Raw genomic sequence first — 26,526 nt, forward strand, 5'->3', positions numbered from 1 at the left:
CGGAAACCTGACGCCCAGAGAATTTGCTGAGAAAAGAACGATGGACAAACTGGCCGCGTAGGGCCATCAAACCAACCCCAAGGACTCTCCGCTAGGTGGAGGAAACTTGGGGCTCAGGTCAATACCAATGCCGATGGCACCGCTGATCTGGACGAAGTGCAGGCGGCCCAGGAAGCAGGTCTTCTGCCGACCGCAGGTTAAGCGGCGCTTTCCTTACAGTTCACCACTCATGAGAACAGCCTGGCCCTGCAGACGCGGGGCTAGGTTCCTGGTGCCCCTGCCCATATTAATCCAGCTTTGTGCTGCGGCCTGGCGACTGCTATGGATCCCAGGCGATGCGAAACCCCTGATGGCTGGTGGTGCTGTCGGGTGTGTTGCCGGTGCGTGCGGCGATGCGGTATCTGTGGCAGTAGCTGTGGTGACACAGGAAAGATCCGCCCTTCAGCACTTTGTGTCCCTGCATCGCCTTTGCCCTCTGGCGCAGACGTTTCTTGAGCGAGGCGATGCGGAAGGGGTCAGCGGTCCATTCCCAGGTATTGCCAACCATATTGTACAGCCCATAGCCATTGGGCTGGAAGGCGCGTACCGGCGCGGTGCTGGCATAGCCATCGGCGCAGCTGTTGGCACTGGGAAACGGACCCTGCCAGATGTTGCAGGGCAAAAAACCCTCCTCTTGCGGTTCGTCGTCGCCCCAGGGGTAGCGCACATCTGCTTTGCCGCCGCGCGCGGCATGTTCCCATTCTGCTTCGGTGGGCAGTCGGCCGCCAACCCAGTTGGCATAGGCGCGGGCGTCGTTCCAGGAGACATGCACCACCGGGTGGTCTGGTGGTAGCTCTGGATCTGCGGCGCGACTGCCATGCGGATTGCGCCAGTTGGCCCCATCGACGCGGCGCCACCATGCGATGCCATCCACCGAATGGGTTGCCCTGGCGCGTGCGGCAAGGTCGGCCCAGAACACAAAGGACCAGCCATAGGTTTCGGCCTCGGTGATATATCCCGTCTTGGTGACAAAGGCGTCAAACTCTGCGTTGCTGACCGCACTGGCGCACAGGGAAAAGGGCTGGATCAGTTGCCGCCGCAGCGGGCCTTCGCCATCCTCTGGGTGCAGCGGGTGACGGGTGCCAATAAGTCCCGGCCCGCCGGGAATTTCACATAGGTCTGCGGGCTGACGGGGCAGGGGTCGGCCTGTCTGTATGGCCTGCTTTCGCGCGGCGGTGCCTTGCTTTGGCCCGGTTGGCGGGGGGGGGCGTGCAGCAGGCTTTAGGCAAGGGTGGTTTTCCCGTCAGTGGCAGTGTCGTTGGCAGCGGCATTGGGCTGGCGGGCTGGTGGTGCAGACAGATCGAGCCCGTAGTCCAGACAGCACTGCGCGTGGGCCTGGCGCATCTCTTGATAGGCCGGGTGCTCTGGGCTCAGGTTGGTGGTCTGCCACCAGTCCTCGGTCAGATCATAGAGTTGCTCGGCCCCGTCGCCATACCGGATGAAACGATAACGCCCCTTACGGATCGCGGCATGATCCTCAAAAAAGGTCGGCACGGCGCGGTCAGGCACCCTTGCGCCCCGGATCTGCGGCAGCAAAGAACGTCCGGCGCTATGTGCAATGGGGGGCAAGTCAAGATATGCCATCAGCGTTGGCCCAAGATCAATCAGCCCAACTGGATCGGTGATCACCTGGCCCTCGGGCTGGTGGGGGTCGTGAATGATTAGCGGCACATTGGCCACCTGTTCCCAAAGGGTGGACTTGCCAAACCAGTTGCGCTCTCCCAGGTGCATTCCATGGTCCGACAGGATGACAACCAGCGTGTTGTCCGCATGGGGCGAGGCCTTGAGCGCATCCCAGACCCGGCCAATCTGGTAGTCGGCGTAAGACAGCGCGGAAAAATAGTTCCGCACACTTTGCCGCCAGTACCTGCGGCGGCTGCTGTCGATATTTTCCCGCGCCAGTTCTGCGGGCGTCTGGGTCAGATCAAAGCCGCGCGCCCAGTCTTTGGGTTGGTTCAGGCTTTTGAAATCATACATCTCCTTGAAGCGCGCAGGCGTGGTCCAGGGGCCATGCGGGCTTTGCAGGCCGACCTCGCGGTAAAAGGGGGCGTCCTGGTCGTAGGACTGTAGAAAGGCGATGGCAGAGTTCGCAACCTGGTTGTCGTAAAGCTGGTTGTCGCTCTCTGGTGTTGTTGTGGCGGGGCCGCCCCGGTGGCCGCCATATTCAACCTGATCGGGGATCACCCGGCCTGCAAAATGGCGCTTGCGCCTGCCAAGCGTGAACTGCCCCAGGCTTGCGCTGTGAGGCGTTGAATATATCTCTTCGTGCACCTCTTGGGGCAGGGCACTGTATCCGCGCATGACCTTGCCACCCGGCGCGCAGTAATAGCCCTGTTCGCGCAGCTTTGCTGGCCACATCTTTGGCGGCGCGACTTTGTCAAAATAATGCGCATCGGCTTTGGTGACGCCGGTGTGATGCGGCGACAGTCCCGACATGAAACTGGCCCGTGAAGGGCTGCAAACTGGCGCCTGGCAATAGGCAGAATGAAAGCTGGTGGACTGGGCGCAGATCCGGTCCAGATTGGGCGTCTGCAGCGCCCCGCCAAAGATCGACTTATAATTCCAGAAGGCCACTGCATCATCCATGCTGATGAGCAGGATGTTCTTTTGGGGGTCGTTTGCCATTTCAGGTGTCTCGGGCTGTCTTAATCCTTTGGCGCACCCCTACCGGGACCACCTGCCTAAACTGGATGGCAGACATGGGTCTGATCGACAAGCAGGCAGTTGGTGAAAAATCCCGGCCTTGGTGATTTCGGCCAGCGGCACTGTGCCAATAGGGATGGCGCGCGAGTCTCCCCGCGGGCCATGTGTCTGTGGGGTTACACTTGTATCTGCTGGGCCTGTGGCAGACCCTGCCCTGTTGGCAGAAAGGCGGGGTCCATCGGGTCGGGCCGTGCAGCGCCACCCTTGCTGACCGTCAGATGCGCCGGGCCCTGCCCCTGCAGATGGCGGTCATAGGCCATATCAAAACCCTGCTCTATCGCCGCCGCAAAGCCGGTGGTGTCAAACAATGCGGTGGTACTGCGGTTGCGCTGCAACTTGCTGCGCAGGGCGGCAAGGGCATCGGTATCGCAGGCCAGATCGCGGGCGCGGCTCTCGTAGTCGGCGGCGGAACTGGCGATGAGTTCCGGCATGTCGATCGCGCTGAGCAGGCTGGCCCCAACGCGGGCTGCAAATTGCCGCCCCGGCAGTGTCAGGACCGGCAGCCCAGCCCAAAGCGCATCGCTGGCTGTGGCATGGCCATTGACCACAAAGGTATCAAGGAACAGATCGGCGGCCTGGTGCCGTGCAAGGTGCTCGTCCTGCGGCAGATGGGGGGCAAAGATCAGCCGGTCCGCATCCTGGCCCCGCTCTTGCGCGGCGCGGCGCAGATTGGCCTTGGCGCTGTCGCCGCAATCCAGCAGCCAGAGCACGCTGCCCGGCACCTGATCGAGCAGGCGCATCCAGATGTCAAACTCGGCCGGGGTGATCTTGTCGCTGCTGTTGAAGGAACAGAACACAAAGCCCCTGTCCGGCAGGCCGCAGTCCTTGCGGGTGTATTGATGTGCTGAAATGTGCCGTTTGTTGTCATTGGCCTGATAGCTATGGGGCAGGCGCAGCAAGTGTTCTTCGTAATAGCGTTCGCTACCAAGAGGGCAGGCAACGGAATCGGCGATGAGATAATCCATCGCGGTGCTGCCCAGGGTGCCGGGAAAGCCCAGATACGACATCTGCAGCGGGGCCAGCCGTTCGGCAAATAGCGCGGTGCGGCTGTTTGGGGCAAACCCCTTCAGATCCACCGCGATATCCAGCTTATCCTGCTGCACCAACTGGGTGGTCTCTGCGTCAGACAGGCGGCTGATATCCTTGAAACTGGTGACAGCCTTGCGGATCCGGCTGCGCATGGCATCGGCGGGGGTGGCATCATAGGAATAGGCAATGATGTCAAAGCGGCTCTGGTCATGGGCTTCAAACAGCCCGGCCATCAGGCGCATGGTGGCGTGGTCGTGGTAGTCCGGGGAAAAATAGCCGATGCGCAGGCGCTGGGGACGGTCCTGTCCCAGCTGTTCCGCCGCGAGCGGCCTTGCGGCGCGAACCGAGGGCAGAGCGGCGTTGGCATGGGCCTGGATGCGCAGGCGCAATAGGTCGGGGTTGTCTTCAAAGGTCAGCGCGGCAAGGGGCGGGCAGGCCTGTCCCGCGAGGCCAAGTTGGCGGCGCAGGCGTTGGTATTCCGCCACCCAGCCCCAATCACAGAGCTGTGCCTGGGCATGCAGTTTTTCGGCGCGGGTACGGTCATCGCCGGGGGTCTTTTCCAGCATGGCGTTGAAGCCTTCGATCGCCTGTTCCGTGTCGCCATCCATGGATTGAAGCTGGGCTAGTTTATACTGGGCATTCTCCAGCTGGGGGGCCAGTTCGGTGGCGCGTTCCAGCAGGGCCTTGGCCTTTTGGGTCTGGCCGGTTTTCAGCAGGACATTGCTGTAGTTGGACAGTACGTCCGGATCATCGGGGGCAAGGCTGGCGGCCTGCTGCAGCAGTGGCGTTGCCTCGTTCAGCCGCCCCAGACCAATCAGCGTATCAGCCATGTTGCTGAGGCCGCAGACCAGGGTTTCATCCAGTTTCAGAGCCTTGCGATAGAGGGTCAGCGCATTGTCGATCTGGCCCTGGGCGCGGCAGACATCCGCCATGGCCGCAAAGGTTGCCGCATCCCTGGGGGCAAGCTCACAGGCCTTGTTGAGACAGGTTGCTGCTGCGTCCAGATCCTGGGATTTCAGGTGGCAATTCCCCAGCATGTTCCACAGAAAATGCGATTTCCGGTTGCTGTTCAGCAAGGCGGCGCAGGTGCTGGCAACGGCGGCGTATTTTTCCGCCGCAAAATCAGCGCGCAGTGCGTTCTGCTGTTCCTCTGATAGGGGCAGCTCTTGCCGGGGCGTTGTCTTTAAGGCGATCAGGGCATCCCGCGCACGGGTGTTCTTTGGGAACTTGGCAAGGATGTCACCATAGATCCTGGCGGCGTCTTGGTGCTTTTGATCTCGTTCCGGCTGTTCGGCTTTGGTCATGGATCTAGCGATGTTCATGGAATCCTATCTCACAGTCACGCAATTGGCGGCCAGTCATCGTTCTGAGACTTTCAGGCCGTGTCTCTAGGGGTAGGGCATGGGCATTAAAATTGGGTTTCTTTCCCTTGCCAGGGGGGCTGGTCGCCGTTTTGTGGGGGATGGCGGCAGAGATCAGGCTGCATGGCGGGGCTGATCCGGGGTGCTGGGCGCCTGTCCGATCTGCGCAAAGCAATTGTTTTTGGCAGGCGTCGCGCCTAGGCTGGGCGCAAATCGGAACAGATCTATCGGCAGGCGTGACGACATGAGCGAGCAAACCCCCAACCCCTATGTGGGGCTGCCCGAACGGGCCTTTTGGAAGCGCGCGGTGGCGGCGCATAACCCGCTGGAAATTTCCCAGTTGTGGCAGCCAAAGTTCCCGATCGGGCGGCGGCACAGGGTGATAACGGCCGGGTCGTGTTTTGCGCAGCATTTCAGCCGGGCTCTGGTGGCGCGTGGCTATCGTTGGCTGGATGCGGAGCCCGCGCCAAAACTGCTGAGCGAGACCCAGGCGCGCGACTATAACTATGGGATTTTCTCTTGCCGAACGGGCAATATCTACACTGCGCGTATGCTGCGCCAATGGTTGAGCTATGCCCTCGAAGAGGCCCCGCTCCCGGTGGAGCACTGGGAAAAGGCTGGGCGGTTTTATGATCCCCTGCGCCCGGGGATCGAACCAGATGGCTTTGTCGATCTGGCAGATCTGCAGGGCGCGCGCGGCGCGGTGCTGGCGGCCCTGCGCAGGGCGGTAAGCCAGGCGGATGTCTTTGTCTTCACCATGGGGCTGACCGAATGCTGGCGGCACCGGGAAAGTGAACTGGAATATGCCATGTGTCCGGGGACCCTGGCCGGAGAATTCGACCCGGATCAGCATGAGTTCGTGAACCAGAGCTTTGTTGGCATTCACCGCGATATGCGCGCCGCGATCAAGATGCTGCGCCAGGCAAACCCCAAGCTGAAGGTGCTGTTGACCGTGTCGCCGGTGCCGCTGACCGCCACGGCCTCGGGGCAGCATGTGCTGACGGCGACCAGTCATTCCAAATCGGTGTTGCGCGCGGTGGCGGGGGAACTGGCGGCCGAGCTTGCCCAGGTGGATTACTTTCCGTCCTACGAGATCATCACCCACCCGGCCTATCGTGGTATGTTCTATGCCCCGAACCAGCGCAGCGTGGTGCCGCAGGGGGTCAACCACGTGATGGAGAGTTTCTTTGCCTGCCAAAATGCTGCTTTCCCCTGGCTGCAGCGGCAGGGCAAGGGGGCGCGGCAGGGGCAGGACAAGGGGGCAGCCCCCAGCGCACGCGCGCTGCAATGCGATGAGGAGTTTCTGGATGCCTTTGGATAAGCCCAAGACGGGGCAGGCGGGGACGGATCAAACCGAAAATGCCCCGCAGGCGAGCCTGCACTTTTGCGTTTTTGGCGACAGTCATATCGCCTGTATCAAACATGCGCAGGATGAAGGTCTGTTGTCGCTGGATGGCGTCGTGCTGGAATACTGGGGCGCGCCGGGGCCGCAGTTTCGCGATCTGCACCTGCAAGACGCGCGCCTGGTGGCGACCACCGCAGCGGCCCAGGCCAGTCTGGCCAAGATCAATCCTGCCCGCAGTACCGCTCTGGCACCGCAGGATTATGATGGCTTTCTCTTTATCGGTTGCCGTTTGCGCAGCTCGGATTATCTGGTGCCGCTGCTGCGCAGTCAGCCGGGCAGCCCGGGCTACCTGAGCGCGGCGGTGCGTGCCTTGATGTTGGATCGCTGGCTCGAGAGCTGCCGGGGCTATCGTGCCGCGCGCGAATTTGCCAAGGCCCGGCCTGTATTCTTTTCCCCGGCCGGTTTTCTAAATGAGGGCACGCTGAGCGAGGAGGAGCTGGCAGAGACCCTTGATAGCGAGGCAACGCCCGAGGCCCGCGCAGCGCTGTGGGACGAAATTGCGCAGGCCATGGCAGCAGACGGGGTGCATCTGCTGCGCCAACCCGAAGAGACCATCACCCATGGCGGCTTGACCCGGCGGGACTATGCGACCAGCTTGGGCGCGGAAGAAGATGACCGGGTGCACAAGAATGGTACCTATGGCGCGCTGATCCTGAACCATGCGCTATCGCAGCTGCCTTTGGTGCCGTCCTGAAAGGGCGTCACAACTGCGGCGGCGAAATCGAGACTTGAAATCAAGGGAGGTTGGCGTTAGATGCGCCAGACCCTGCTAGCAGAGAGACACAAGGCACATGGCCACCATAAATCCTATTCAGTTCATCCAGCAAGTTCGTGCAGAGGTGAGCAAGGTCGTCTGGCCTACCCGCCGCGAAGTTCTGCTGACCACTGTTATGGTCTTCATCATGGCGGCCCTGACAGCTGTCTTCTTTGCGATGGTTGATCTTGTGATCCGCTTTGGTCTGCAAAGCCTGCTGGGCATGTTTGGCTAAACGGTTGTCTGCGGCACGCGTCGCACGCGGCTGCGGGCCTTGCCAGTCCCAACCCCCGCTGGCCCCTGGCCAATCGCAGGCCTATATGCCTGCAGGAAAACCTGCTCCGGCTCTTGATCTTGAACCCATTGGCGGGTAGTTGAGCCGGAACCTCTGACGTGGGCGTGCGGCGATTCGAGTTGCGCGCCGATTTTTGTTAGGACGCAGCTTGCGTCTGACGCAGGATCACGGCAGAAATCATATTCACTGACGGCGCTGAAAATACTTCGCGCGGCAAATCTAAGGACGGTCAAGTTCATGGCGAAACGGTGGTATTCGGTCAGCGTTCTTTCGAACTTCGAAAAGAAAATCGCAGAGCAGATTCGCACCTCGGTTGCCGAACAGGGGCTTGAGGATGATATCGATGAGGTCCTGGTCCCCACCGAAGAGGTGATCGAGGTCCGTCGCGGCAAAAAGGTCTCGACCGAGCGTCGCTTCATGCCGGGCTATGTGCTGGTGCACATGGAAATGTCCGATCAGGGCTATCACCTTATTTCCTCGATCAACCGGGTCACTGGCTTTCTGGGGCCGCAGGGGCGCCCGATGCCGATGCGCGACGCCGAAGTTCAGGGCATCCTGGGCCGCGTCGAAGAGGGCATCGAAGCCCCACGCACCCTGATCTCCTTTGAGATTGGTGACCGGGTCAAGGTCAACGACGGTCCGTTTGAAGACTTTGACGGCATGGTCGAAGGCGTTGATGACGCCACGCAGAAGCTGAAGGTTTCCGTGTCGATCTTTGGTCGCGAAACCCCGGTCGAGCTGGACTACACCCAGGTCACCAAGCAGAGCTGATCGCTCTCATTTTTCGAATTCAAGAAAGCGCCGCGAAGCCCCAAGCCTCGCGGCGTTTTTTTGTTTGTGGGAACGGCAGCTGAGCGGGACAAAGCTGTCCTAGCAGTTTCCGTCAGCCGGATGATCCTTTTGATCGCTCTCGCGTAAACAGCCAGACGGAAAAAAGCAAACATGACAACCCAACTAATGCAAAGGGAGCAACCGATTTTAAATCAGTCAATAGGCAGCAAGCGTTGTATTTATTGAGGAATTCATCGTTCCATGCTTCATAGCCCCCATAGGTGAAGGTGTAGCCTTTAGCGATTTGCAACATCAGCCAGCTTACCAGTAAGAGAACGATACCCAATGTGAGAGAAAACCATTTCATAGTTGGAGTGTATAGCTGCACTGCTGAATTTGTCGAGATGGGCTCACAGCGGGCATTGGCTTTCGTCAGTCGCCCCACTTGCCACCTGAACCATTCCGCTGTAGATGCCCCCAATCGTCTTTGGGCGAGATTCTCTCGTGGGAGATTCGAAGGTCGCGATCTTCGGTCGGACCACGCAACACCAAACCGGATGGGACGCGTCTCATCCTTCGTTGAAAGGACAACCACATGGCTAAGAAGCTTGTTGGTTCGATGAAACTGCAGGTTGCTGCAGGTCAGGCAAACCCATCTCCACCCGTTGGCCCCGCATTGGGTCAGCGCGGCATCAACATCATGGAATTCTGCAAGGCGTTCAACGCCAAGACCGCAGACATGGAGCCAGGCGCGCCTTGCCCCACCGTGATCACCTATTATCAGGACAAGTCCTTCACCATGGAAATCAAGACGCCACCTGCGTCTTATTACCTGAAGAAGGCTGCCAAGGTTAAGTCCGGTGCCAAGACACCTTCGCGTGAAACCGTTGGTACCGTGTCTGTTGCTCAGGTGAAAGAAATCGCCGAAGCGAAGATGAAAGATCTGAACGCCAACGATATCGAAGCGGCGATGAAGATCATTCTGGGCTCCGCCCGCTCTATGGGCATCGAGGTGAAGTAAGATGGCAAAGTTCGGAAAACGTACACGCGCCGCGCGCGAAGCAGTCGCTGGCAAAGCCAACCTCTCCGTTGCTGATGCCGTTGCCCTGGTGAAGGCCAATGCAACCTCGAAGTTCGACGAAACCATCGAGATTGCCTTGAACCTGGGCGTTGACACCCGTCACGCAGACCAGATGGTTCGTGGCGTTGTTGGCCTGCCAAACGGCACGGGCAAAACCATGCGCGTTGCAGTCTTTGCCCGTGGCCCCAAGGCTGATGAAGCCAAGGCCGCCGGTGCAGATGTGATCGGCGCAGAAGACCTGATGGAAGCCATTCAGGGCGGCACAATCGATTTTGATCGTTGCATCGCCACCCCTGACATGATGCCCGTCGTTGGTCGTCTGGGCAAGATCCTTGGCCCACGTAACCTGATGCCAAACCCCAAGGTTGGCACTGTGACCATGGACGTCAAGGCAGCTGTTGAAGCGGCCAAGGGCGGCGAAGTCCAGTTCAAAGCGGAAAAAGGCGGCGTTGTGCATGCCGGTGTTGGCAAGGCTTCTTTTGATGCCGCCAAGCTGGCCGAAAACGTCTCTGCCTTTATCGACGCGGTTGCCAAGGCGCGCCCAAGCGGTGCCAAAGGTGCCTACATGAAGAAGATCGTTCTGTCTTCGACCATGGGCCCAAGCGTGACCCTGGATGTGGACGGCGCTGTTTCTGAGTGAGACTGCGGTCCTCTGGATCGGATATGGAATGGGCGGCGCTTACGGGTGCCGCCCATTTTCGTTGGCGCTGATCTGAGTGGCAGTGCTGCTTGGGGCGCGTATTGTGATGGTCTCCGCCAAAGGGGGCGGTTTTTCGCCTCGGCGGCGCGATTGCCTGCCGCTGGATCGCGCCAGGTGGAATTATCGCTTGGAAATCCTTCGAATTGGCAGTAATACGACCAAGAGGTAAAGCGTGCGATTCGTCGTGCGCTTTATTTCATTTCGTCCAAGATGGTGGGTGACCTGTCGATCGGGTCTTAATTTCCCTCCTGAGACGGGAGAGACAAATAAGATCGAGGGTTTTTTTACCTTCGGGCGAAGTTGGCTATCCCGGTAAAACGGACTTGAACGCCAGGCATTTTTGTCTGGCACATCAATGAGCCGGGGTGTTTACACCCCAAATTTGGAGAGAACTGTGGATAGAGCCCAGAAAGAGAAATTGGTCGAGGAACTCGGCCAGATCTTCGAAAGCTCTGGCGTCGTGGTGGTTTCCCACTACGTCGGTCTGACAGTTGCTGAGATGCAGGACCTACGAGCGCGCGCAAGTGCAGCTGGTAGTTCCGTGCGTGTTGCCAAAAACAGGCTCGCCAAAATCGCCCTCGAGGGTAAGCCGTGTGAAAGCATGTCTAACCTGCTGACGGGGATGACCGTTCTGACCTATTCTGAGGACCCTGTGGCAGCTGCCAAAGTGGCCGAAGATTTTGCCAAAGAGAACAAGAAATTCGAAATTCTTGGCGGCGCAATGGGTGAGAACGCTCTGGACCGGGCTGGTGTTACAGCTGTGTCGAAAATGCCTTCGCGCGACGAGCTTATTGCTCAGATCGCAAGCTGCATCGGCGCACCTGCAAGCAACATCGCTGGGGCCATTGGCGCACCTGCAAGCAATATCGCAAGCATTCTTTCGACCATCGAAGAGAAGGCGGAAGCTGCGTAAGCGGTTGGCACTGAATGACTGGCGTGGGGATTATCTCACACGTTGGAACACACATACTGAACACGGAAAGAGCTGATACAATGGCTGATCTGAAAGCACTCGCAGAAAGCATCGTGGGTCTGACCCTGCTGGAAGCACAAGAACTGAAAACCATCCTCAAAGACGAGTATGGCATCGAGCCCGCCGCTGGCGGCGCAGTAGTCATGGCAGCTGGCGACGCCGGCGGTGAAGCTGCAGAAGAAAAAACTGAATTCGACGTCGTTCTGAAGAACGCCGGCGCATCCAAAATCAACGTGATCAAAGAAGTTCGCGCGATCACCGGTCTTGGCCTGAAAGAAGCCAAGGAGCTGGTCGAAGCTGGCGGCAAGATCAAAGAAGGCGTTTCGCAGGACGAAGCCAACGACGTCAAAGGCAAGCTGGAAGCAGCTGGCGCCGAAGTCGAAGTGGCCTAAGCCGTTTCTTCTGGGGCATGCGGCGGACCGTTCCGCTGCATTCCTTGAAAAGTTCAGGCTGGATCCGAGGTAATTCGGGTCCAGCCGAATCTGTCTCAGCAAGGACCATTCTTTGGTCTTTCCTAAGGCGAGGTTCAACGGATCGGGAGGCCGCCATTCGGGACGGTGGCCATGAATAGATCCAACCATGCTGTCTCGTATGGGCAAGATGCTGTGGCCCGGCAGCAGTCTTGACCGGTGAGAACTCGAAAGGTGACATCTGACATGGCTCAAACGTTCCTTGGCCAGAAACGTCTACGCAAGTATTATGGCAAAATCCGCGAAGTGCTGGATATGCCGAACCTCATTGAGGTTCAAAAATCGTCATACGACCTGTTTCTCCGTTCCGGAGATTCCCCAGAGCCGCTCGACGGTGAGGGCATCAAGGGCGTATTCCAGTCGGTTTTCCCGATCAAGGATTTCAACGAAACTTCCGTTCTGGAGTTCGTGAAATATTCCTTCGAGAAGCCTAAATACGACGTCGAAGAATGCATGCAGCGCGACATGACCTATTCAGCACCGCTGAAGGTTACCCTGCGCTTGATCGTGTTTGATATCGATGATGACACTGGCGCCAAGTCGGTCAAGGACATCAAAGAGCAGGACGTCTTCATGGGCGATATGCCTCTGATGACGCCCAACGGCACCTTTGTTGTCAACGGGACCGAGCGGGTTATCGTTTCTCAGATGCACCGCTCTCCTGGCGTGTTCTTTGATCACGACAAGGGCAAGACGCATTCTTCGGGTAAACTGCTGTTTGCCTGCCGGATCATCCCCTATCGCGGTTCCTGGCTGGACTTTGAATTCGACGCCAAAGACATCGTCTTTGCCCGGATCGACCGCCGCCGCAAGCTGCCTGTGACCACCCTGCTTTATGCGCTGGGGCTGGACCAGGAAGCCATTATGGATGCCTATTACGACACGGTGAACTACTCGCTGGATACCAGCCGTGGTTGGGTGACTCCCTTCTTCCCCGATCGTGTTCGTGGCACCCGTCCAACCTTTGACCTGGTTGATGCTGCCTCTGGTGAAGTCTTTGCCGAAGCCGGCAAAAAGGTCACTCCGCGCGCTGTGAAGAAAATGATCGACGAGGGCGCGATCAGCAATCTTCTGGTGCCGTTCGAGAACATCATCGGCAAGTTTGTCGCCAAGGATATCATCAACGAAGAAAACGGTGCGATCTACGTTGAGGCCGGCGACGAGCTGACCATGGAATACGACAAGGGTGGCGAAATCATTGGTGGTACCGTCAAAGAGCTGATGGATGCCGGTATCACCGATATCCCGGTTCTGGACATCGACAATATCAATGTCGGCCCCTACATGCGCAACACCATGGCGGCAGATAAGAACATGGGTCGCGATACCGCGCTGATGGACATCTACCGCGTGATGCGTCCGGGCGAGCCGCCCACCGTCGAAGCGGCCTCGGCGCTGTTTGATACATTGTTCTTTGATAGCGAGCGCTATGATCTCTCGGCCGTTGGCCGGGTGAAAATGAACATGCGTCTGGCGCTGGACGCCGAAGACACCCAGCGGACCCTGCGCAAGGAAGACATCGTTTCCTGCATCAAGGCCCTGGTTGATCTGCGTGACGGCCGCGGTGGCATCGACGATATTGACCACCTGGGCAACCGTCGTGTGCGCTCGGTTGGGGAGCTGATGGAAAACCAGTACCGCGTTGGCCTGCTGCGCATGGAGCGCGCGATCAAAGAGCGGATGTCCTCTGTCGAGATCGACACTGTGATGCCACAGGATCTGATCAACGCCAAACCAGCTGCAGCTGCGGTGCGTGAATTCTTTGGCTCTTCGCAGCTGTCGCAGTTCATGGACCAAACCAACCCGCTGTCGGAAGTCACCCACAAACGCCGTCTCTCGGCGCTTGGGCCTGGCGGTCTGACCCGCGAACGTGCCGGTTTTGAAGTGCGAGATGTTCACCCGACCCACTATGGCCGGATGTGTCCGATTGAAACGCCAGAAGGTCCGAACATTGGTCTGATCAACTCGCTTGCGACCTTTGCCCGCGTCAACAAATATGGCTTCATCGAAACGCCCTACCGTGTTGTGAGCGAAGGTCAGGTGACTGACGAAGTTCACTACATGTCGGCGACCGAAGAAATGCGCCACACCGTGGCCCAGGCCAACGCCTCGCTGGATGAAAACGGCAGGTTCACCAATGATCTGGTGTCGACCCGTCAATCTGGTGACTATACGCTGGCGCCCAGCGAAAGCGTTGATCTGATCGACGTTTCGCCAAAGCAGCTGGTCTCGGTTGCGGCGTCGCTGATTCCGTTCCTGGAAAATGACGATGCGAACCGGGCCCTGATGGGTTCGAACATGCAACGTCAGGCGGTTCCATTGCTGCGCGCCGAAGCGCCGCTGGTCGGCACCGGCATCGAAGAGGTTGTGGCGCGGGATTCCGGCGCTGCGATCATGGCGAAACGCGGCGGTATCATCGACCAGATTGATGCGCAGCGTATCGTGATCCGTGCCACCTCTGATCTGGAACTGGGCGATGCAGGGGTAGACATCTACCGCATGCGCAAGTTCCAGCGCTCGAACCAGAACACCTGCATCAACCAGCGTCCGCTGGTGCGTGTTGGTCAGGAAGTCCGCAAGGGCGAAGTGATTGCCGATGGCCCCAGCACCGATATCGGTGAACTGGCGCTGGGTAAAAACGTCGTCGTGGCCTTCATGCCCTGGAATGGCTACAACTACGAAGACTCGATCCTGATCTCGGAACGTATTGCCCGTGATGACGTCTTTACCTCGATCCACATCGAGGAATTCGAAGTCGCCGCCCGTGATACCAAACTGGGCCCAGAGGAAATTACCCGCGACATTCCAAACGTTGGTGAAGAAGCGCTGCGCAACCTCGACGAGGCAGGCATCGTTTACATCGGCGCTGATGTTGAACCCGGTGATATCCTGGTCGGCAAGATCACACCAAAGGGCGAAAGCCCGATGACGCCAGAAGAAAAACTGCTGCGCGCCATCTTTGGTGAAAAAGCATCTGACGTACGTGACACATCCCTGCGGGTGAAGCCTGGCGACTACGGCACAATCGTCGAAGTTCGCGTCTTCAACCGTCACGGTGTCGAAAAAGACGAACGTGCGCTGCAGATCGAGCGGGAAGAAGTGGAACGCCTGGCGCGTGACCGCGACGATGAGCTGGCCATTCTGGACCGCAACATCTACGCCCGCCTGCGCAGCATGTTGCTGGGTAAAGTGGCCGTCAAAGGCCCCAAGGGCGTGCGCTCTGGTGCGACAGTCGACGAAGATACCCTGTCACAGCTGAGCCGTGGCCAGTGGTGGATGGTTGCCCTCGAAGAGGAGCAGGACGCCAAGGTGGTCGAGGCCCTGAACGAGCAGTACGAGGCACAGAAACGCGCCTTGGATGCCCGTTTTGAGGACAAGGTCGAAAAAGTCCGCCGTGGCGATGATCTGCCACCCGGCGTGATGAAGATGGTCAAAGTCTTTATCGCGGTGAAGCGCAAGCTGCAGCCCGGCGATAAAATGGCGGGTCGTCACGGCAACAAAGGTGTGATCTCGAAAGTGGTCCCAATGGAGGACATGCCGTTCCTTCAGGACGGTACCCCGGTTGATTTCTGTCTGAACCCACTGGGCGTTCCCTCGCGGATGAACGTTGGTCAGATCCTTGAAACCCACATGGGCTGGGCCGCGCGCGGTCTGGGCATCCAGGTGGACGAGGCCCTGCAGGACTATCGCCGCTCTGGTGATCTGACGCCTGTGCGGGACGTGATGAAGCATGCCTATGGCGAAGACGTCTACGCCGAGGGCATCGCGGATATGTCCGAGTTCGACCTGATCGAGGCGGCTGGCAACGTGGTGAACGGTGTTCCAATTGCGACACCTGTTTTTGACGGTGCCAAAGAGGCCGATGTGAACGACTCGCTCATCCGGGCTGGGTTTGACACCTCTGGTCAGTCGATCCTGTTTGATGGCCGTACAGGCGAGCAGTTTGCCCGCCCGGTGACCGTCGGCATCAAGTATCTGCTGAAGCTGCATCACCTGGTTGACGACAAAATCCACGCCCGTTCCACCGGCCCATACTCGCTGGTTACCCAGCAGCCATTGGGTGGTAAGGCGCAGTTTGGTGGTCAGCGTTTCGGGGAAATGGAAGTCTGGGCGCTGGAAGCCTATGGCGCTGCATACACCCTGCAGGAAATGCTCACCGTCAAATCGGATGACGTTGCCGGTCGGACCAAGGTCTATGAATCGATCGTCAAGGGCGAGGACAACTTTGAAGCGGGCGTACCCGAAAGCTTCAACGTTCTGGTCAAAGAAGTCCGGGGCCTCGGCCTGAACATGGAACTCCTGGATGCGGAGGAGGAGGAGTAAGGGCGCCAGCCTTTATCTCCACTCCCCCCTTCCGCACAAATTTGAGGAAACACAAATGAACCAGGAAATCACCAACAACCCGTTCAACCCGCTGACGCCCACCAAGGTCTTTGATGAAATCAAAGTCTCGCTGGCGTCACCGGAACGGATCCTGTCTTGGTCTTATGGCGAAATCAAAAAGCCAGAAACCATCAACTACCGGACCTTCAAGCCCGAGCGCGACGGCCTGTTCTGTGCGCGTATCTTTGGCCCGATCAAAGATTACGAATGTCTCTGCGGTAAATATAAGCGCATGAAGTATCGCGGCGTTGTCTGCGAGAAATGCGGCGTTGAAGTTACCCTGCAAAAAGTGCGCCGCGAGCGCATGGGCCATATCGAACTGGCCGCGCCAGTTGCGCATATCTGGTTTCTGAAATCGCTGCCATCGCGCATTGGTCTCATGCTGGACATGACCCTGCGCGATCTGGAGCGGGTTCTGTACTTTGAAAACTATGTTGTCATCGAACCCGGTCTGACTGATCTGACCTATGGCCAGATGATGACCGAAGAAGAGTATATGGACGCTCAGGACGCCTATGGCATGGATGCTTTCACCGCCAATATCGGCGCCGAAGCCATCCGCGAAATGCTGGCGGCCATTGATCTGGATTCCGAAGCCGAGCACCTGCGCGCCGAACTGGCCGAAGCCACCGGCGAGCTGAAGCCCAAGAAGATCATCAAACGTCTGAAAGTTGTGGAATCCTTCCTGGAATCCGGCAACCGTCCAGAATGGATGATCATGACCGTGATCCCGGTGATCCCGCCAGAACTGCGCCCACTGGTGCCGCTGGACGGGGGTCGTTTTGCGACCTCTGACCTCAACGATCTCTATCGTCGGGTGATCAACCGGAACAACCGTCTGAAGCGTCTGATCGAGCTGCGCGCCCCTGACATCATCGTCCGCAACGAAAAGCGGATGTTGCAGGAATCTGTGGATGCGCTGTTCGACAACGGCCGTCGTGGTCGTGTCATCACCGGTGCCAACAAGCGTCCGCTGAAATCGCTCAGCGATATGCTGAAAGGCAAGCAGGGTCGCTTCCGTCAGAACCTTTTGGGTAAACGCGTCGACTTCTCTGGTCGTTCGGTCATTGTGACCGGCCCGGAACTGAAGCTGCATCAGTGTGGCTTGCCGAAAAAGATGGCGCTCGAACTGTTCAAGCCCTTCATCTATTCGCGTCTGGAGGCCAAAGGTCTGTCCTCTACCGTGAAGCAGGCGAAGAAGCTGGTGGAAAAGGAACGTCCCGAAGTCTGGGATATTCTGGATGAAGTCATCCGTGAACACCCTGTCATGCTGAACCGTGCGCCTACGCTGCACCGTCTTGGCATCCAGGCCTTTGAACCCACGCTGATCGAAGGTAAGGCTATTCAGCTGCACCCGCTGGTCTGCTCGGCGTTTAACGCTGACTTCGACGGTGACCAGATGGCTGTGCACGTTCCGCTGAGCCTTGAGGCCCAGCTGGAAGCGCGTGTTCTGATGATGTCGACCAACAACGTTCTGTCGCCTGCAAACGGCGCGCCAATCATCGTTCCTTCGCAGGATATGATCTTGGGTCTCTACTATGTGACCCTGGACCGCGAAGGCATGATCGGTGAAGGCAAGGTCTTTGGCACCATCGAAGAAGTGCAGCACGCGCTGGACGCTGGTGAAGTTCACCTGCACAGCCGTGTGACTGCGCGGATCACCCAGATCGACGACGAAGGCAACGAGGTGCTTCAGCGCTTTGAAACCACGCCGGGCCGGGTTCTGCTGGGCGCGCTGCTGCCAAAGAATGCGAAGGCACCGTTTGAACTGGTGAACCGTCTTCTGCGGAAGAAAGAGGTGCAGCAGGTCATCGACACCGTCTACCGCTATTGCGGTCAGAAAGAGTCGGTCATCTTCTGTGACCAGATCATGACCATGGGCTTCCGCGAGGCCTTCAAGGCAGGCATTTCGTTTGGCAAGGACGATATGGTTGTTCCTGAAACCAAATGGCCCATCGTCAACGAGACCCGCGATCTGGTGAAGGACTTTGAACAACAGTACATGGACGGCCTGATCACTCAGGGTGAAAAGTACAACAAAGTTGTCGATGCCTGGTCGAAGTGTAACGACCGCGTCACCGACGCCATGATGACGACCATCTCCACTTCCAAGCGCCACGAAGACGGCTCTGAGGCGGAACCGAACTCGGTCTACATGATGGCGCACTCCGGTGCCCGTGGTTCGGTTACCCAGATGAAACAGCTGGGCGGTATGCGGGGCCTGATGGCCAAGCCAAACGGCGACATCATCGAGACCCCGATCATCTCGAACTTCAAAGAAGGCCTGTCGGTTCTGGAGTACTTCAACTCTACCCACGGTGCCCGTAAAGGTCTGTCGGATACGGCTCTGAAAACCGCGAACTCGGGCTATCTGACCCGTCGTCTGGTTGATGTTGCACAGGATTGCATCGTGCGCGATCGTGACTGCGGCACCGAAAATTCGATCACGGCCTCTGCCGCGGTCAATGACGGTGAAGTGGTTGCCAGCCTCGGCGAACGCATCCTGGGTCGTGTCACCGCCGAAGACGTCAAGCGTCCCGGCACCGATGAGATCCTGGCGGCCTCTGGCCAGCTGATCGATGAACGTCTGTCCGACATCATCGAAGAGGCCGGCGTTGCAACCATGCGGATCCGTTCGCCACTGACCTGTGAGGCCGAAGAAGGCGTCTGCGCCATGTGCTATGGTCGTGACCTCGCGCGCGGCACCATGGTCAACACCGGTGAAGCTGTCGGCATTATCGCCGCGCAGTCGATTGGTGAACCCGGCACCCAGCTGACGATGCGGACGTTCCACATCGGCGGCGTTGCTCAGGGTGGTCAGCAGTCCTTCCAGGAAGCCAGCCACGCAGGTACGATCGTCTTTGAAAACGAGAACACGCTGAAGAACTCCGATGGGGATGTTCTGATCGTGGGCCGGAACATGAAGATGATCATCCAGGACGAACACGGCGAAGAGCGGGCCAGCCACAAGCTGAGCTATGGCTCCAAGCTGATCGTTTCTGCAGGTCAGACCATTGCCCGCGGCGATAAACTGTTTGAATGGGATCCCTATACCCTGCCAATCATCGCCGAAAAGGCCGGTACTGCCAAATATGTCGATCTGGTGTCGGGCATCGCTGTGCGTGATGAAACCGATGAAGCCACCGGCATGACCCAGAAGATTGTGATTGACTGGCGCGCCGCCCCCAAAGGCAGCGAACTCAAGCCTGAAATCATTCTGGTTGGTACCGATGGTGAGCCGCTTCGTCTGGATAACGGCAACCCCGTGACCTACCCAATGTCCGTGGATGCGGTCCTCTCGATCGAGGATGGCGATGCGGTACAGGCAGGTGACGTTGTTGCACGTATCCCGCGTGAAGGCGCCAAGACCAAGGACATCACCGGTGGTCTGCCACGGGTTGCGGAACTGTTCGAAGCCCGTCGCCCCAAAGATCACGCGATCATTGCTGAACTTGATGGTTACGTCCGCTTTGGCCGCGACTACAAGAACAAGCGCCGTATCGCGATTGATCCAGTGGATGAGAGCAAGGATGCCGTCGAATACATGGTGCCCAAGGGCAAGCACATTCCTGTTCAGGAAGGTGACTTCGTCCAGAAGGGCGATTACATCATGGATGGTAACCCTGCGCCGCACGATATCCTTGCCATCATGGGTGTCGAGGCTCTGGCCAACTACATGATCGACGAAGTGCAGGACGTGTATCGCCTGCAGGGTGTGAAGATCAACGATAAGCACATCGAAGTCATCGTGCGCCAGATGCTGCAGAAGTGGGAGATCTCGGACTCGGGTGAAACCACGCTGCTCAAAGGCGAACATGTGGACAAGCAAGAGTTCGAAGCGGCCAATGAAAAGGCTCTGTCGCGCAACAAACGTCCTGCCAAGGGCGGGCCGATCCTGCTTGGGATCACCAAGGCATCGCTGCAGACCCGCTCCTTTATCTCGGCGGCCTCCTTCCAGGAGACCACCCGCGTGCTGACCGAAGCTTCGGTGCAGGGCAAGAAGGACAAACTGGTTGGTCTGAAAGAGAACGTCATTGTTGGCCGCCTGATCCCAGCCGGGACCGGTGGCGCCACCCAGCGGGTTCGTCAAATTGCCCAGGGTCGCGACAATGTCGTGCTGGAAGCGCGCCGCGAAGAGGCCGAAGCCGCAGCAGCGCTGGCTGCCCCGGTGGCAGAGGATACTCTGGCAAGCGATACATTCGACAATCTGGTGGATACACCGGAAAGCCGCGATTGATCGCTACCCGATATTTGAAATGAATGGCAAACCCCCGCACCCTTGGTGTGGGGGTTTTCTTTTGCGCGCCCTTCAGGTCAGTTTTTGTTGGGTTGATTTTTTACCTGCCATTTTGCGCAGGGATCGGCGATAGAGGATAAGGAGATGCAGGCGGGGCGGGAATGACGCAGAGAATGAAAATGGTGGGGCTGGTGCGCTTTTCGGTGCTGACACCAACCTATTATTCCGAACGCTTTGCCACGCTGGACGAGACGGCCGCCCATCTTTTCGCGCCCGAGCGGATGGCGCTGCGCTTCAGCATTTTCGAAAACCTCTGCCTGCCGTCGTTGCTGCGCCAAAGCGATGGTGATTTTGATCTGGTGGTGCTGACCGCTGCCGCCATGCCAAAGCCTTATCTGCAAAGGCTGCGGGCGCTGCTGGAACCACATGACAATATTCACCTGCGCCCAGTCGGAACCCGCAATCACTACCGCTTGCTGCGTCAGGGCTATGACTCGGTGCCGCAGAACGATGCCAGCCATCGCATCCTGTTCCGGCTGGATGACGACGATGCTGTCGATCTGGATTTTGTCCGTCGCACCCGTGCATTGGCCACCGGTCTGCTGCCGCTGCAGCCACCTGAAACCGGTTTTGTGATCGCCCACAATCGGGGGTTTTACCTGCGGGCCACCCCCCAGGGGCCGCAAATTTTTGACGCTATTGAACAGGCGCCGCTGTCCGCAGGCACTGCATTGGTGGCGCCGAAAGGCACCAGCACCAATCCCTATAGGTACAATCACCGTAAACTGGCCCGGCACTATAATCTGTATTCGGACATGCAGGTGCCGACCTATATTCGCACCATTCATGGCGACAACAAATCGGAACCTGCCCAGACCGGGATCACCCACCGGATGGAACAGGCAGAGATGGACGCCAGCCTGCAGCGCCATTTTGGCCTCAACCTTGCAGATCTGGAGGCGATTTAGATGCTATCCTCAAATCAAAGGGGCGCCTTCTTGATGATGGGTGCCATGGCGGGCTTTACCGTCAATGATGCCCTGGTCAAATCTGTGGGCAGCGGGTTGCCCCTGTCGCAGATTCTGGTTCTGCGCGGCCTTATGGCCAGCGCGCTGATCTTTGCCCTGGCCCGATACTACGGCAGTCTGCGCTTGCGGCTCAGCCGCCGGGACTGGGGGTTGGTGGCGCTGCGGTGCCTGTCAGAGGCGGGGGCGACCTTCTTGTTTTTGACCGCACTGATGCTGATGCCGCTGGCCAATATTACCGCGGTGTTGCAGATGCTGCCGTTGACCGTGACTCTTGGTGCGGCGCTTCTGTTCAAGGAAACGGTCGGTTGGCGCCGGATGCTGGCAATCCTGGCCGGGTTCTGCGGTATGTTGCTGATTGTGCGACCCGGACCGGAGGGCTTTGATTTGGCCTCGATCTATGCCCTGGGAGCGGTGGCCTGCGTCACCCTGCGAGATCTGTCGACCCGGCGGATGTCAGAGAATGTGCCCTCGCTGACGGTGACCCTGATGGCGTCACTTTCGGTGCTGACCTTTGGCTGTGTCTACAGTTTCTGGCAGGATTGGACACCGGTTGCACCAGTGCAGCTGGGCATGCTGGCGGCGGCGGCCTGTTTCATTCTGCTTGGCTACCTGTGTTCGGTGATGACAATGCGGGTGGGCGATGTCGCTGTGGTTTCGCCGTTTCGCTATACTGGGCTGCTTTGGGCGTTGATTTTGGGTTGGCTGGTATTTGGCGATTGGCCTGCTCCGCTGACGCTGCTTGGCGCGGCGCTGGTGGTTGGGGCAGGGCTGTTCACCCTTTACCGCGAACATCGGCTGGCGCGCCGACAGGCCACCGCAGGACGCCGCAGCTAGGGCTGGTTGCCGTTGCCAAAAACCGCCCGCACCTGAGATTGGCGCAGGGCAAAGCGGATCTCGAACTCGGCCTCTAGCGCCGCATCAATTGGTGTCACCGGGATCGGCTTTACCTTCTTCTGGCGAGAGTCGTTATAGCCGTTATGGCTGCGCACGAACATCGGCGCATCGCTGATGGTGATGGTTGGCATGAAGCGCAGGATCTTTTCATGGGCAAAGTTCATGATGGTCAGCGGGCAGTTGCCCTTCACATACATGCCAAGCGCGGCGACATAATAGGGGCGATGAATTTCGGTGGCGGCGATGCCTTTTGCGCCAAGTTCGGCGATATACCCGCGGTTGAAATCAACCGCCAGCGTCCGGTGTTTGGCCACCAGGCCGGGGCAGTCGGCAATGGTTTGGCGCAGCCGCTCGACAAAATCAACCGAGATGGCATCATCGTCATCATGACGAAACTGCAGGCAGGGGGCCTTAGGGTCGCGCCGCGCGGCGTTGAGAATTTCTTTCATCACCTGGCGTTGTTTGCGCGGGGGTTCCACATGAATGGTGATCTGGGCAATATCGGCGCAAAGATCGCGCAGCCGGTCAGCATGGCGGACCGGTAGGCTGTCGCCAATCACCACAATCAGTTCGAAATCCTGATCGGTCTGTTCTCGCAGACAGGGCAGGGCGATGGTTTCCATCAGTTGAAAGCGTTCTTCGAGTCGGGCCTCGGCGTAGAGAAAGGCAATGCGATCTTCGATACTGTCGTGTTCAACCTGAAACCCCCCGATGGCGGGATAGGAAAAACGACAAAGGCCAATAACCTGCATGGTGACGTCCTGAAAATTCACTAAAAGAAAGCGGGTGGGATCAGTCTGTCGCCACGTTAGCCACGTCGGCCCCACCGGCGCAAGCATTGGCCTTGGGTTGAATACAATTCGCGGGCCAGGGCGCGGGTCGGATGAAATGCGTCATTTCCGGCCCCAATTGCGGCCTCTGGGGAAATCGGCAAAGACCGGCCCTGCGCAGACGGGGACAGAGTTGACAAGGACCGCGACTCCCCATATACGCGCGCTTATCCGGCACTTCGGGGGTCGCCCCAAAAGCCGATATCATACTGTTGTAGACCAAGGTTCGGGAACTTTTATCACCCGAACCCTCTGTTAAACCGCCGCGTCGCTTACCTCGGAATGGAAGCGATTGCGGTTTTTACGCTTGCGGACGCGCCTGCGTATGAAGACCTAGCCGTATGCTTTCTGAGCGTACATGACCAAAGTTGCGAAACGGGGAAAAAACCGGAATGCCAACGATCCAACAGCTGATCCGCAAACCGCGGCAGCCAAAAGTAAAGCGCTCCAAGTCCATGCACCTGGAGCAGTGCCCACAGAAACGCGGCGTGTGCACACGTGTTTATACCACCACACCTAAGAAGCCGAACTCCGCGATGCGGAAAGTTGCGAAGGTTCGCCTGACCAACGGTTTCGAAGTGATCTCCTATATCCCAGGGGAAAGCCACAACCTTCAGGAACACTCCGTGGTTCTGATCCGCGGCGGTCGTGTAAAAGACCTTCCGGGTGTCCGTTACCACATCCTGCGTGGTGTGTTGGATACCCAAGGCGTCAAAGACCGTAAACAACGTCGTTCGAAGTACGGCGCGAAGCGTCCTAAATAAGAAGGAGAGGCTGATATGTCACGTCGTCACGCCGCTGAAAAACGCGAAGTACTGCCAGACGCCAAGTTTGGTGACCGCGTTCTGACCAAGTTCATGAACAATCTGATGATCGACGGTAAAAAGTCGGTTGCAGAGAAAATTGTCTACAACGCTTTTGATCGCGTTGAAGTCAAAATCAAGCGCGCCCCCGTGGAAGTGTTCCACGAAGCGCTGGAAAACATCAAACCATCGGTAGAAGTTCGCTCCCGCCGTGTGGGTGGTGCAACCTATCAGGTTCCCGTCGAAGTTCGCCCCGAGCGTCGTGAAGCATTGGCCATCCGCTGGCTGATCACTGCGGCCCGCAAGCGTAATGAAAACACCATGGAAGAGCGCCTCGCAGGCGAGCTGATGGATGCTGTTCAGTCGCGCGGTACTGCTGTTAAAAAGCGCGAAGACACTCACAAAATGGCCGAAGCCAACAAAGCCTTCAGCCATTATCGTTGGTAATTTCCAAAGGACATTAGACCAATGGCACGCGACTATACACTCGAACATTACCGCAACTTCGGTATCATGGCGCATATCGATGCAGGTAAAACCACCTGTTCCGAGCGCATCCTGTTCTATACCGGCAAATCCCACAACATTGGTGAGGTGCACGACGGTGCGGCCACCATGGACTGGATGGAGCAGGAGCAGGAACGCGGCATCACCATCACCTCGGCGGCGACCACCACATTCTGGGAACGCACCGAAGATGGCGAAACCGCTGACTCTCCCAAGCACCGTCTGAACATCATCGACACTCCCGGCCACGTTGACTTCACCATTGAAGTTGAGCGTTCGCTGGCGGTTCTCGATGGGGCTGTCTGTGTTCTGGACGCCAACGCCGGTGTTGAACCCCAGACCGAAACCGTGTGGCGTCAGGCTGACCGCTACAAGGTTCCGCGTATGGTTTTTGTCAACAAGATGGACAAAATCGGCGCTGACTTCTTCAACTGTGTTGCAATGGTCGAAGACCGCACCGGTGCACGTGCTGTGCCTGTTGCTTTCCCGATCGGTGCCGAAACAGAGCTGGAAGGTCAGGTTGACCTGGTTACCATGGAAGAATGGCTGTGGCAGGGTGAAGACCTTGGTGCATCCTGGATCAAAGCCCCCATCCGCGACAGCTTGAAAGAGCTGGCCGATGAATGGCGTGGAAAAATGATCGAAGCCGCCGTCGAAATGGACGACGACGCCATGGAAGCCTACCTGGAAGGTGAAGAGCCCGACGTTCCAACTCTGCGCAAACTGCTGCGCAAGGGGACACTGGCGCTGGCATTCGTGCCTGTTCTGGGTGGTTCCGCGTTCAAAAACAAAGGTGTTCAGCCGCTGCTGAACGCTGTGATCGACTATCTGCCCAGCCCGCTGGACGTTGTTGATTACATGGGCTTCAAACCAGGTGACGAAACAGAAACCCGTGACATCCCCCGCCGTGCGGATGACAACATGGCGTTCTCTGGCCTGGCGTTCAAAATCATGAACGACCCCTTTGTTGGCTCGCTGACCTTCACCCGGATCTACTCCGGTGTGCTGAACAAGGGCGACACACTGCTGAACTCGACCAAAGGTCGTAAAGAGCGTGTTGGCCGGATGATGATGATGCACTCGAATGACCGTGAGGAAATCACGGAAGCATTCGCGGGCGACATTATCGCGCTGGCAGGTCTGAAAGACACCACCACTGGTGACACGCTCTGCGCCGTCAACGATCCGGTGGTTCTGGAAACCATGACCTTCCCCGATCCGGTGATCGAGATCGCGGTTGAGCCAAAGACCAAAGCGGACCAAGAGAAAATGTCTCAGGGTCTGGGCCGTCTGGCTGCTGAAGATCCATCCTTCCGTGTGGAGACCGACATCGAATCCGGTCAGACCATCATGAAGGGCATGGGCGAACTTCACCTGGACATCCTGGTTGACCGTCTCAAGCGTGAATTCAAGGTTGAAGCCAACATCGGTGCCCCGCAGGTTGCCTACCGTGAGACCATCGGTCACGAGGTCGAGCACACCTACACCCACAAGAAACAGTCTGGTGGTTCGGGTCAGTTCGCTGAGGTGAAGATGATCATCTCGCCGACAGAAGCTGGTGAAGGCTATTCCTTCGAATCCCGTATCGTTGGTGGCTCGGTTCCAAAAGAATACATCCCAGGTGTCGAAAAAGGCATCAACTCGGTGATGGATTCCGGCCCGCTTGCAGGCTTCCCAGTGATCGACTTCAAGGTTGCTCTGATCGACGGTAAGTTCCACGATGTGGACTCATCGGTTCTGGCCTTTGAAATCGCAGCCCGTATGTGTATGCGTGAAGGCATGCGCAAAGCTGGCGCCAAGCTGCTTGAGCCAATCATGAAGGTGGAAGTGATCACGCCGGAAGAATACACCGGCGGTATCATTGGTGACCTGACCTCCCGTCGTGGTCAGGTGTCGGGCCAGGAACCCCGTGGCAACGCGATTGCGATCGAAGCAAACGTGCCGCTGGCGAACATGTTCGGCTACATCAACACCCTGCGTTCGATGAGCTCGGGCCGCGCCCAGTTCACCATGCAGTTCTCGCACTACGATCCCGTGCCGCAGAACATCTCGGACGAAATTCAGGCTAAATTCGCGTAAGCGAAAGATATTGGAAGGTTCGCCAATTGCGCGGGCCTTCCTCAATCTCAAAAGGAGGCCATCATGGCTAAGGAAAAGTTTGAACGTAATAAGCCGCACGTCAACATCGGCACCATCGGCCACGTTGACCACGGTAAAACCACTCTGACCGCAGCGATCACCAAATATTTTGGTGACTTCAAAG

At 58.1% G+C, this 26,526-nt stretch carries 20 protein-coding genes; 16 read left to right on the forward strand and 4 right to left on the reverse strand.

Translation table 11 applies throughout. The annotated features are described in order from the left end of the window. Positions 1 to 319: 319 nt before the first annotated feature. The 3 genes from P2081_RS19510 to P2081_RS19520 all read right to left on the reverse strand — a co-directional run bounded on the left by P2081_RS19510 (position 320) and on the right by P2081_RS19520 (position 5,093). Positions 320 to 1,195 carry a formylglycine-generating enzyme family protein gene (locus tag P2081_RS19510; protein WP_313790365.1) on the reverse strand — a complete coding sequence of 292 codons (876 nt, stop codon included), beginning with the start codon at positions 1,193 to 1,195 and terminating at the stop codon, positions 320 to 322. A 65-nt stretch (positions 1,196 to 1,260) separates the two neighbouring features. Continuing rightward, positions 1,261 to 2,664 (reverse strand): sulfatase-like hydrolase/transferase, encoded by a 1,404-nt coding sequence (locus P2081_RS19515; RefSeq protein WP_278924468.1) that lies wholly within the window; start codon positions 2,662 to 2,664, stop codon positions 1,261 to 1,263. A gap of 194 nt (positions 2,665 to 2,858) precedes the next feature. After that, positions 2,859 to 5,093 carry an O-linked N-acetylglucosamine transferase, SPINDLY family protein gene (locus P2081_RS19520; protein WP_278924469.1) on the reverse strand — a complete coding sequence of 745 codons (2,235 nt, stop codon included), beginning with the start codon at positions 5,091 to 5,093 and terminating at the stop codon, positions 2,859 to 2,861. Positions 5,094 to 5,376: 283 nt separating this feature from the next. Here P2081_RS19520 and P2081_RS19525 point away from each other — a divergent pair, with 283 nt between their 5' ends. The 12 genes from P2081_RS19525 (at position 5,377) to P2081_RS19580 (ending at position 22,063) form a co-directional block, all read left to right on the forward strand. Further along, complete coding sequence (locus tag P2081_RS19525; RefSeq protein ID WP_278924470.1) at positions 5,377 to 6,453, forward strand: GSCFA domain-containing protein; 1,077 nt, start codon at positions 5,377 to 5,379, stop codon at positions 6,451 to 6,453. Next, positions 6,440 to 7,231 carry a hypothetical protein gene (locus P2081_RS19530; RefSeq protein WP_278924471.1) on the forward strand — a complete coding sequence of 264 codons (792 nt, stop codon included), beginning with the start codon at positions 6,440 to 6,442 and terminating at the stop codon, positions 7,229 to 7,231. The genes P2081_RS19525 and P2081_RS19530 overlap by 14 nt, the downstream gene beginning before the upstream one ends. Before the next feature lie 97 nt (positions 7,232 to 7,328). Further along, the gene (secE, locus tag P2081_RS19535) at positions 7,329 to 7,526 is read left to right on the forward strand and encodes a preprotein translocase subunit SecE (RefSeq protein WP_278924472.1); all 198 of its coding nucleotides are present in this window, start codon (positions 7,329 to 7,331) and stop codon (positions 7,524 to 7,526) included. Between the two features lie 297 nt (positions 7,527 to 7,823). Beyond that, positions 7,824 to 8,357, forward strand: coding sequence for a transcription termination/antitermination protein NusG (gene nusG, locus P2081_RS19540; RefSeq protein WP_278924473.1), 534 nt, complete (start codon positions 7,824 to 7,826; stop codon positions 8,355 to 8,357). 595 nt (positions 8,358 to 8,952) lie between these two features. Continuing rightward, on the forward strand, positions 8,953 to 9,378 hold the full coding sequence (rplK, locus tag P2081_RS19545) for a 50S ribosomal protein L11 (protein ID WP_278924474.1): 426 nt from the start codon (positions 8,953 to 8,955) through the stop codon (positions 9,376 to 9,378). Position 9,379: 1 nt separating this feature from the next. Further along, positions 9,380 to 10,078 carry a 50S ribosomal protein L1 gene (gene rplA, locus P2081_RS19550; protein ID WP_278924475.1) on the forward strand — a complete coding sequence of 233 codons (699 nt, stop codon included), beginning with the start codon at positions 9,380 to 9,382 and terminating at the stop codon, positions 10,076 to 10,078. Between the two features lie 454 nt (positions 10,079 to 10,532). Continuing rightward, a complete protein-coding gene (rplJ, locus tag P2081_RS19555; protein ID WP_232401940.1) occupies positions 10,533 to 11,051 on the forward strand; it encodes a 50S ribosomal protein L10 in 519 nt (172 codons plus the stop codon). A gap of 80 nt (positions 11,052 to 11,131) precedes the next feature. Continuing rightward, positions 11,132 to 11,503 carry a 50S ribosomal protein L7/L12 gene (rplL, locus tag P2081_RS19560; RefSeq protein WP_278924476.1) on the forward strand — a complete coding sequence of 124 codons (372 nt, stop codon included), beginning with the start codon at positions 11,132 to 11,134 and terminating at the stop codon, positions 11,501 to 11,503. A gap of 264 nt (positions 11,504 to 11,767) precedes the next feature. Beyond that, on the forward strand, positions 11,768 to 15,904 hold the full coding sequence (gene rpoB, locus P2081_RS19565) for a DNA-directed RNA polymerase subunit beta (protein WP_278924477.1): 4,137 nt from the start codon (positions 11,768 to 11,770) through the stop codon (positions 15,902 to 15,904). Positions 15,905 to 15,959: 55 nt separating this feature from the next. After that, positions 15,960 to 20,201, forward strand: a complete 4,242-nt coding sequence (gene rpoC, locus P2081_RS19570) for a DNA-directed RNA polymerase subunit beta' (RefSeq protein ID WP_278924478.1) — start codon at positions 15,960 to 15,962, stop codon at positions 20,199 to 20,201. A 161-nt stretch (positions 20,202 to 20,362) separates the two neighbouring features. After that, entirely contained in the window at positions 20,363 to 21,169 is an 807-nt protein-coding gene (locus P2081_RS19575; protein WP_278924479.1) for a glycosyltransferase, read from the forward strand. Continuing rightward, positions 21,170 to 22,063 (forward strand): DMT family transporter, encoded by an 894-nt coding sequence (locus P2081_RS19580; RefSeq protein ID WP_278924480.1) that lies wholly within the window; start codon positions 21,170 to 21,172, stop codon positions 22,061 to 22,063. Here P2081_RS19580 and P2081_RS19585 read toward each other — a convergent pair. Next, a complete protein-coding gene (locus tag P2081_RS19585) occupies positions 22,060 to 22,875 on the reverse strand; it encodes a putative rhamnosyl transferase (RefSeq protein ID WP_278924481.1) in 816 nt (271 codons plus the stop codon). The genes P2081_RS19580 and P2081_RS19585 overlap by 4 nt on opposite strands. Positions 22,876 to 23,345: 470 nt before the next feature. Here P2081_RS19585 and rpsL point away from each other — a divergent pair, with 470 nt between their 5' ends. The 4 genes from rpsL to P2081_RS19605 form a co-directional block, all read left to right on the forward strand. Further along, positions 23,346 to 23,717, forward strand: a complete 372-nt coding sequence (gene rpsL / locus P2081_RS19590) for a 30S ribosomal protein S12 (RefSeq protein ID WP_005621086.1) — start codon at positions 23,346 to 23,348, stop codon at positions 23,715 to 23,717. A 15-nt stretch (positions 23,718 to 23,732) separates the two neighbouring features. Beyond that, on the forward strand, positions 23,733 to 24,203 hold the full coding sequence (gene rpsG / locus P2081_RS19595) for a 30S ribosomal protein S7 (protein ID WP_232401950.1): 471 nt from the start codon (positions 23,733 to 23,735) through the stop codon (positions 24,201 to 24,203). Positions 24,204 to 24,224: 21 nt separating this feature from the next. Beyond that, complete coding sequence (gene fusA / locus P2081_RS19600) at positions 24,225 to 26,342, forward strand: elongation factor G (RefSeq protein ID WP_278924482.1); 2,118 nt, start codon at positions 24,225 to 24,227, stop codon at positions 26,340 to 26,342. Between the two features lie 63 nt (positions 26,343 to 26,405). After that, the coding region (locus tag P2081_RS19605) for a GTP-binding protein (RefSeq protein ID WP_278924176.1) at positions 26,406 to 26,526 on the forward strand (121 nt) is incomplete at its 3' end.

The organism is Pseudophaeobacter profundi (assembly GCF_029697505.1).
In the GTDB taxonomy this organism is placed as follows: Bacteria; Pseudomonadota; Alphaproteobacteria; order Rhodobacterales; family Rhodobacteraceae; genus Pseudophaeobacter; species Pseudophaeobacter profundi.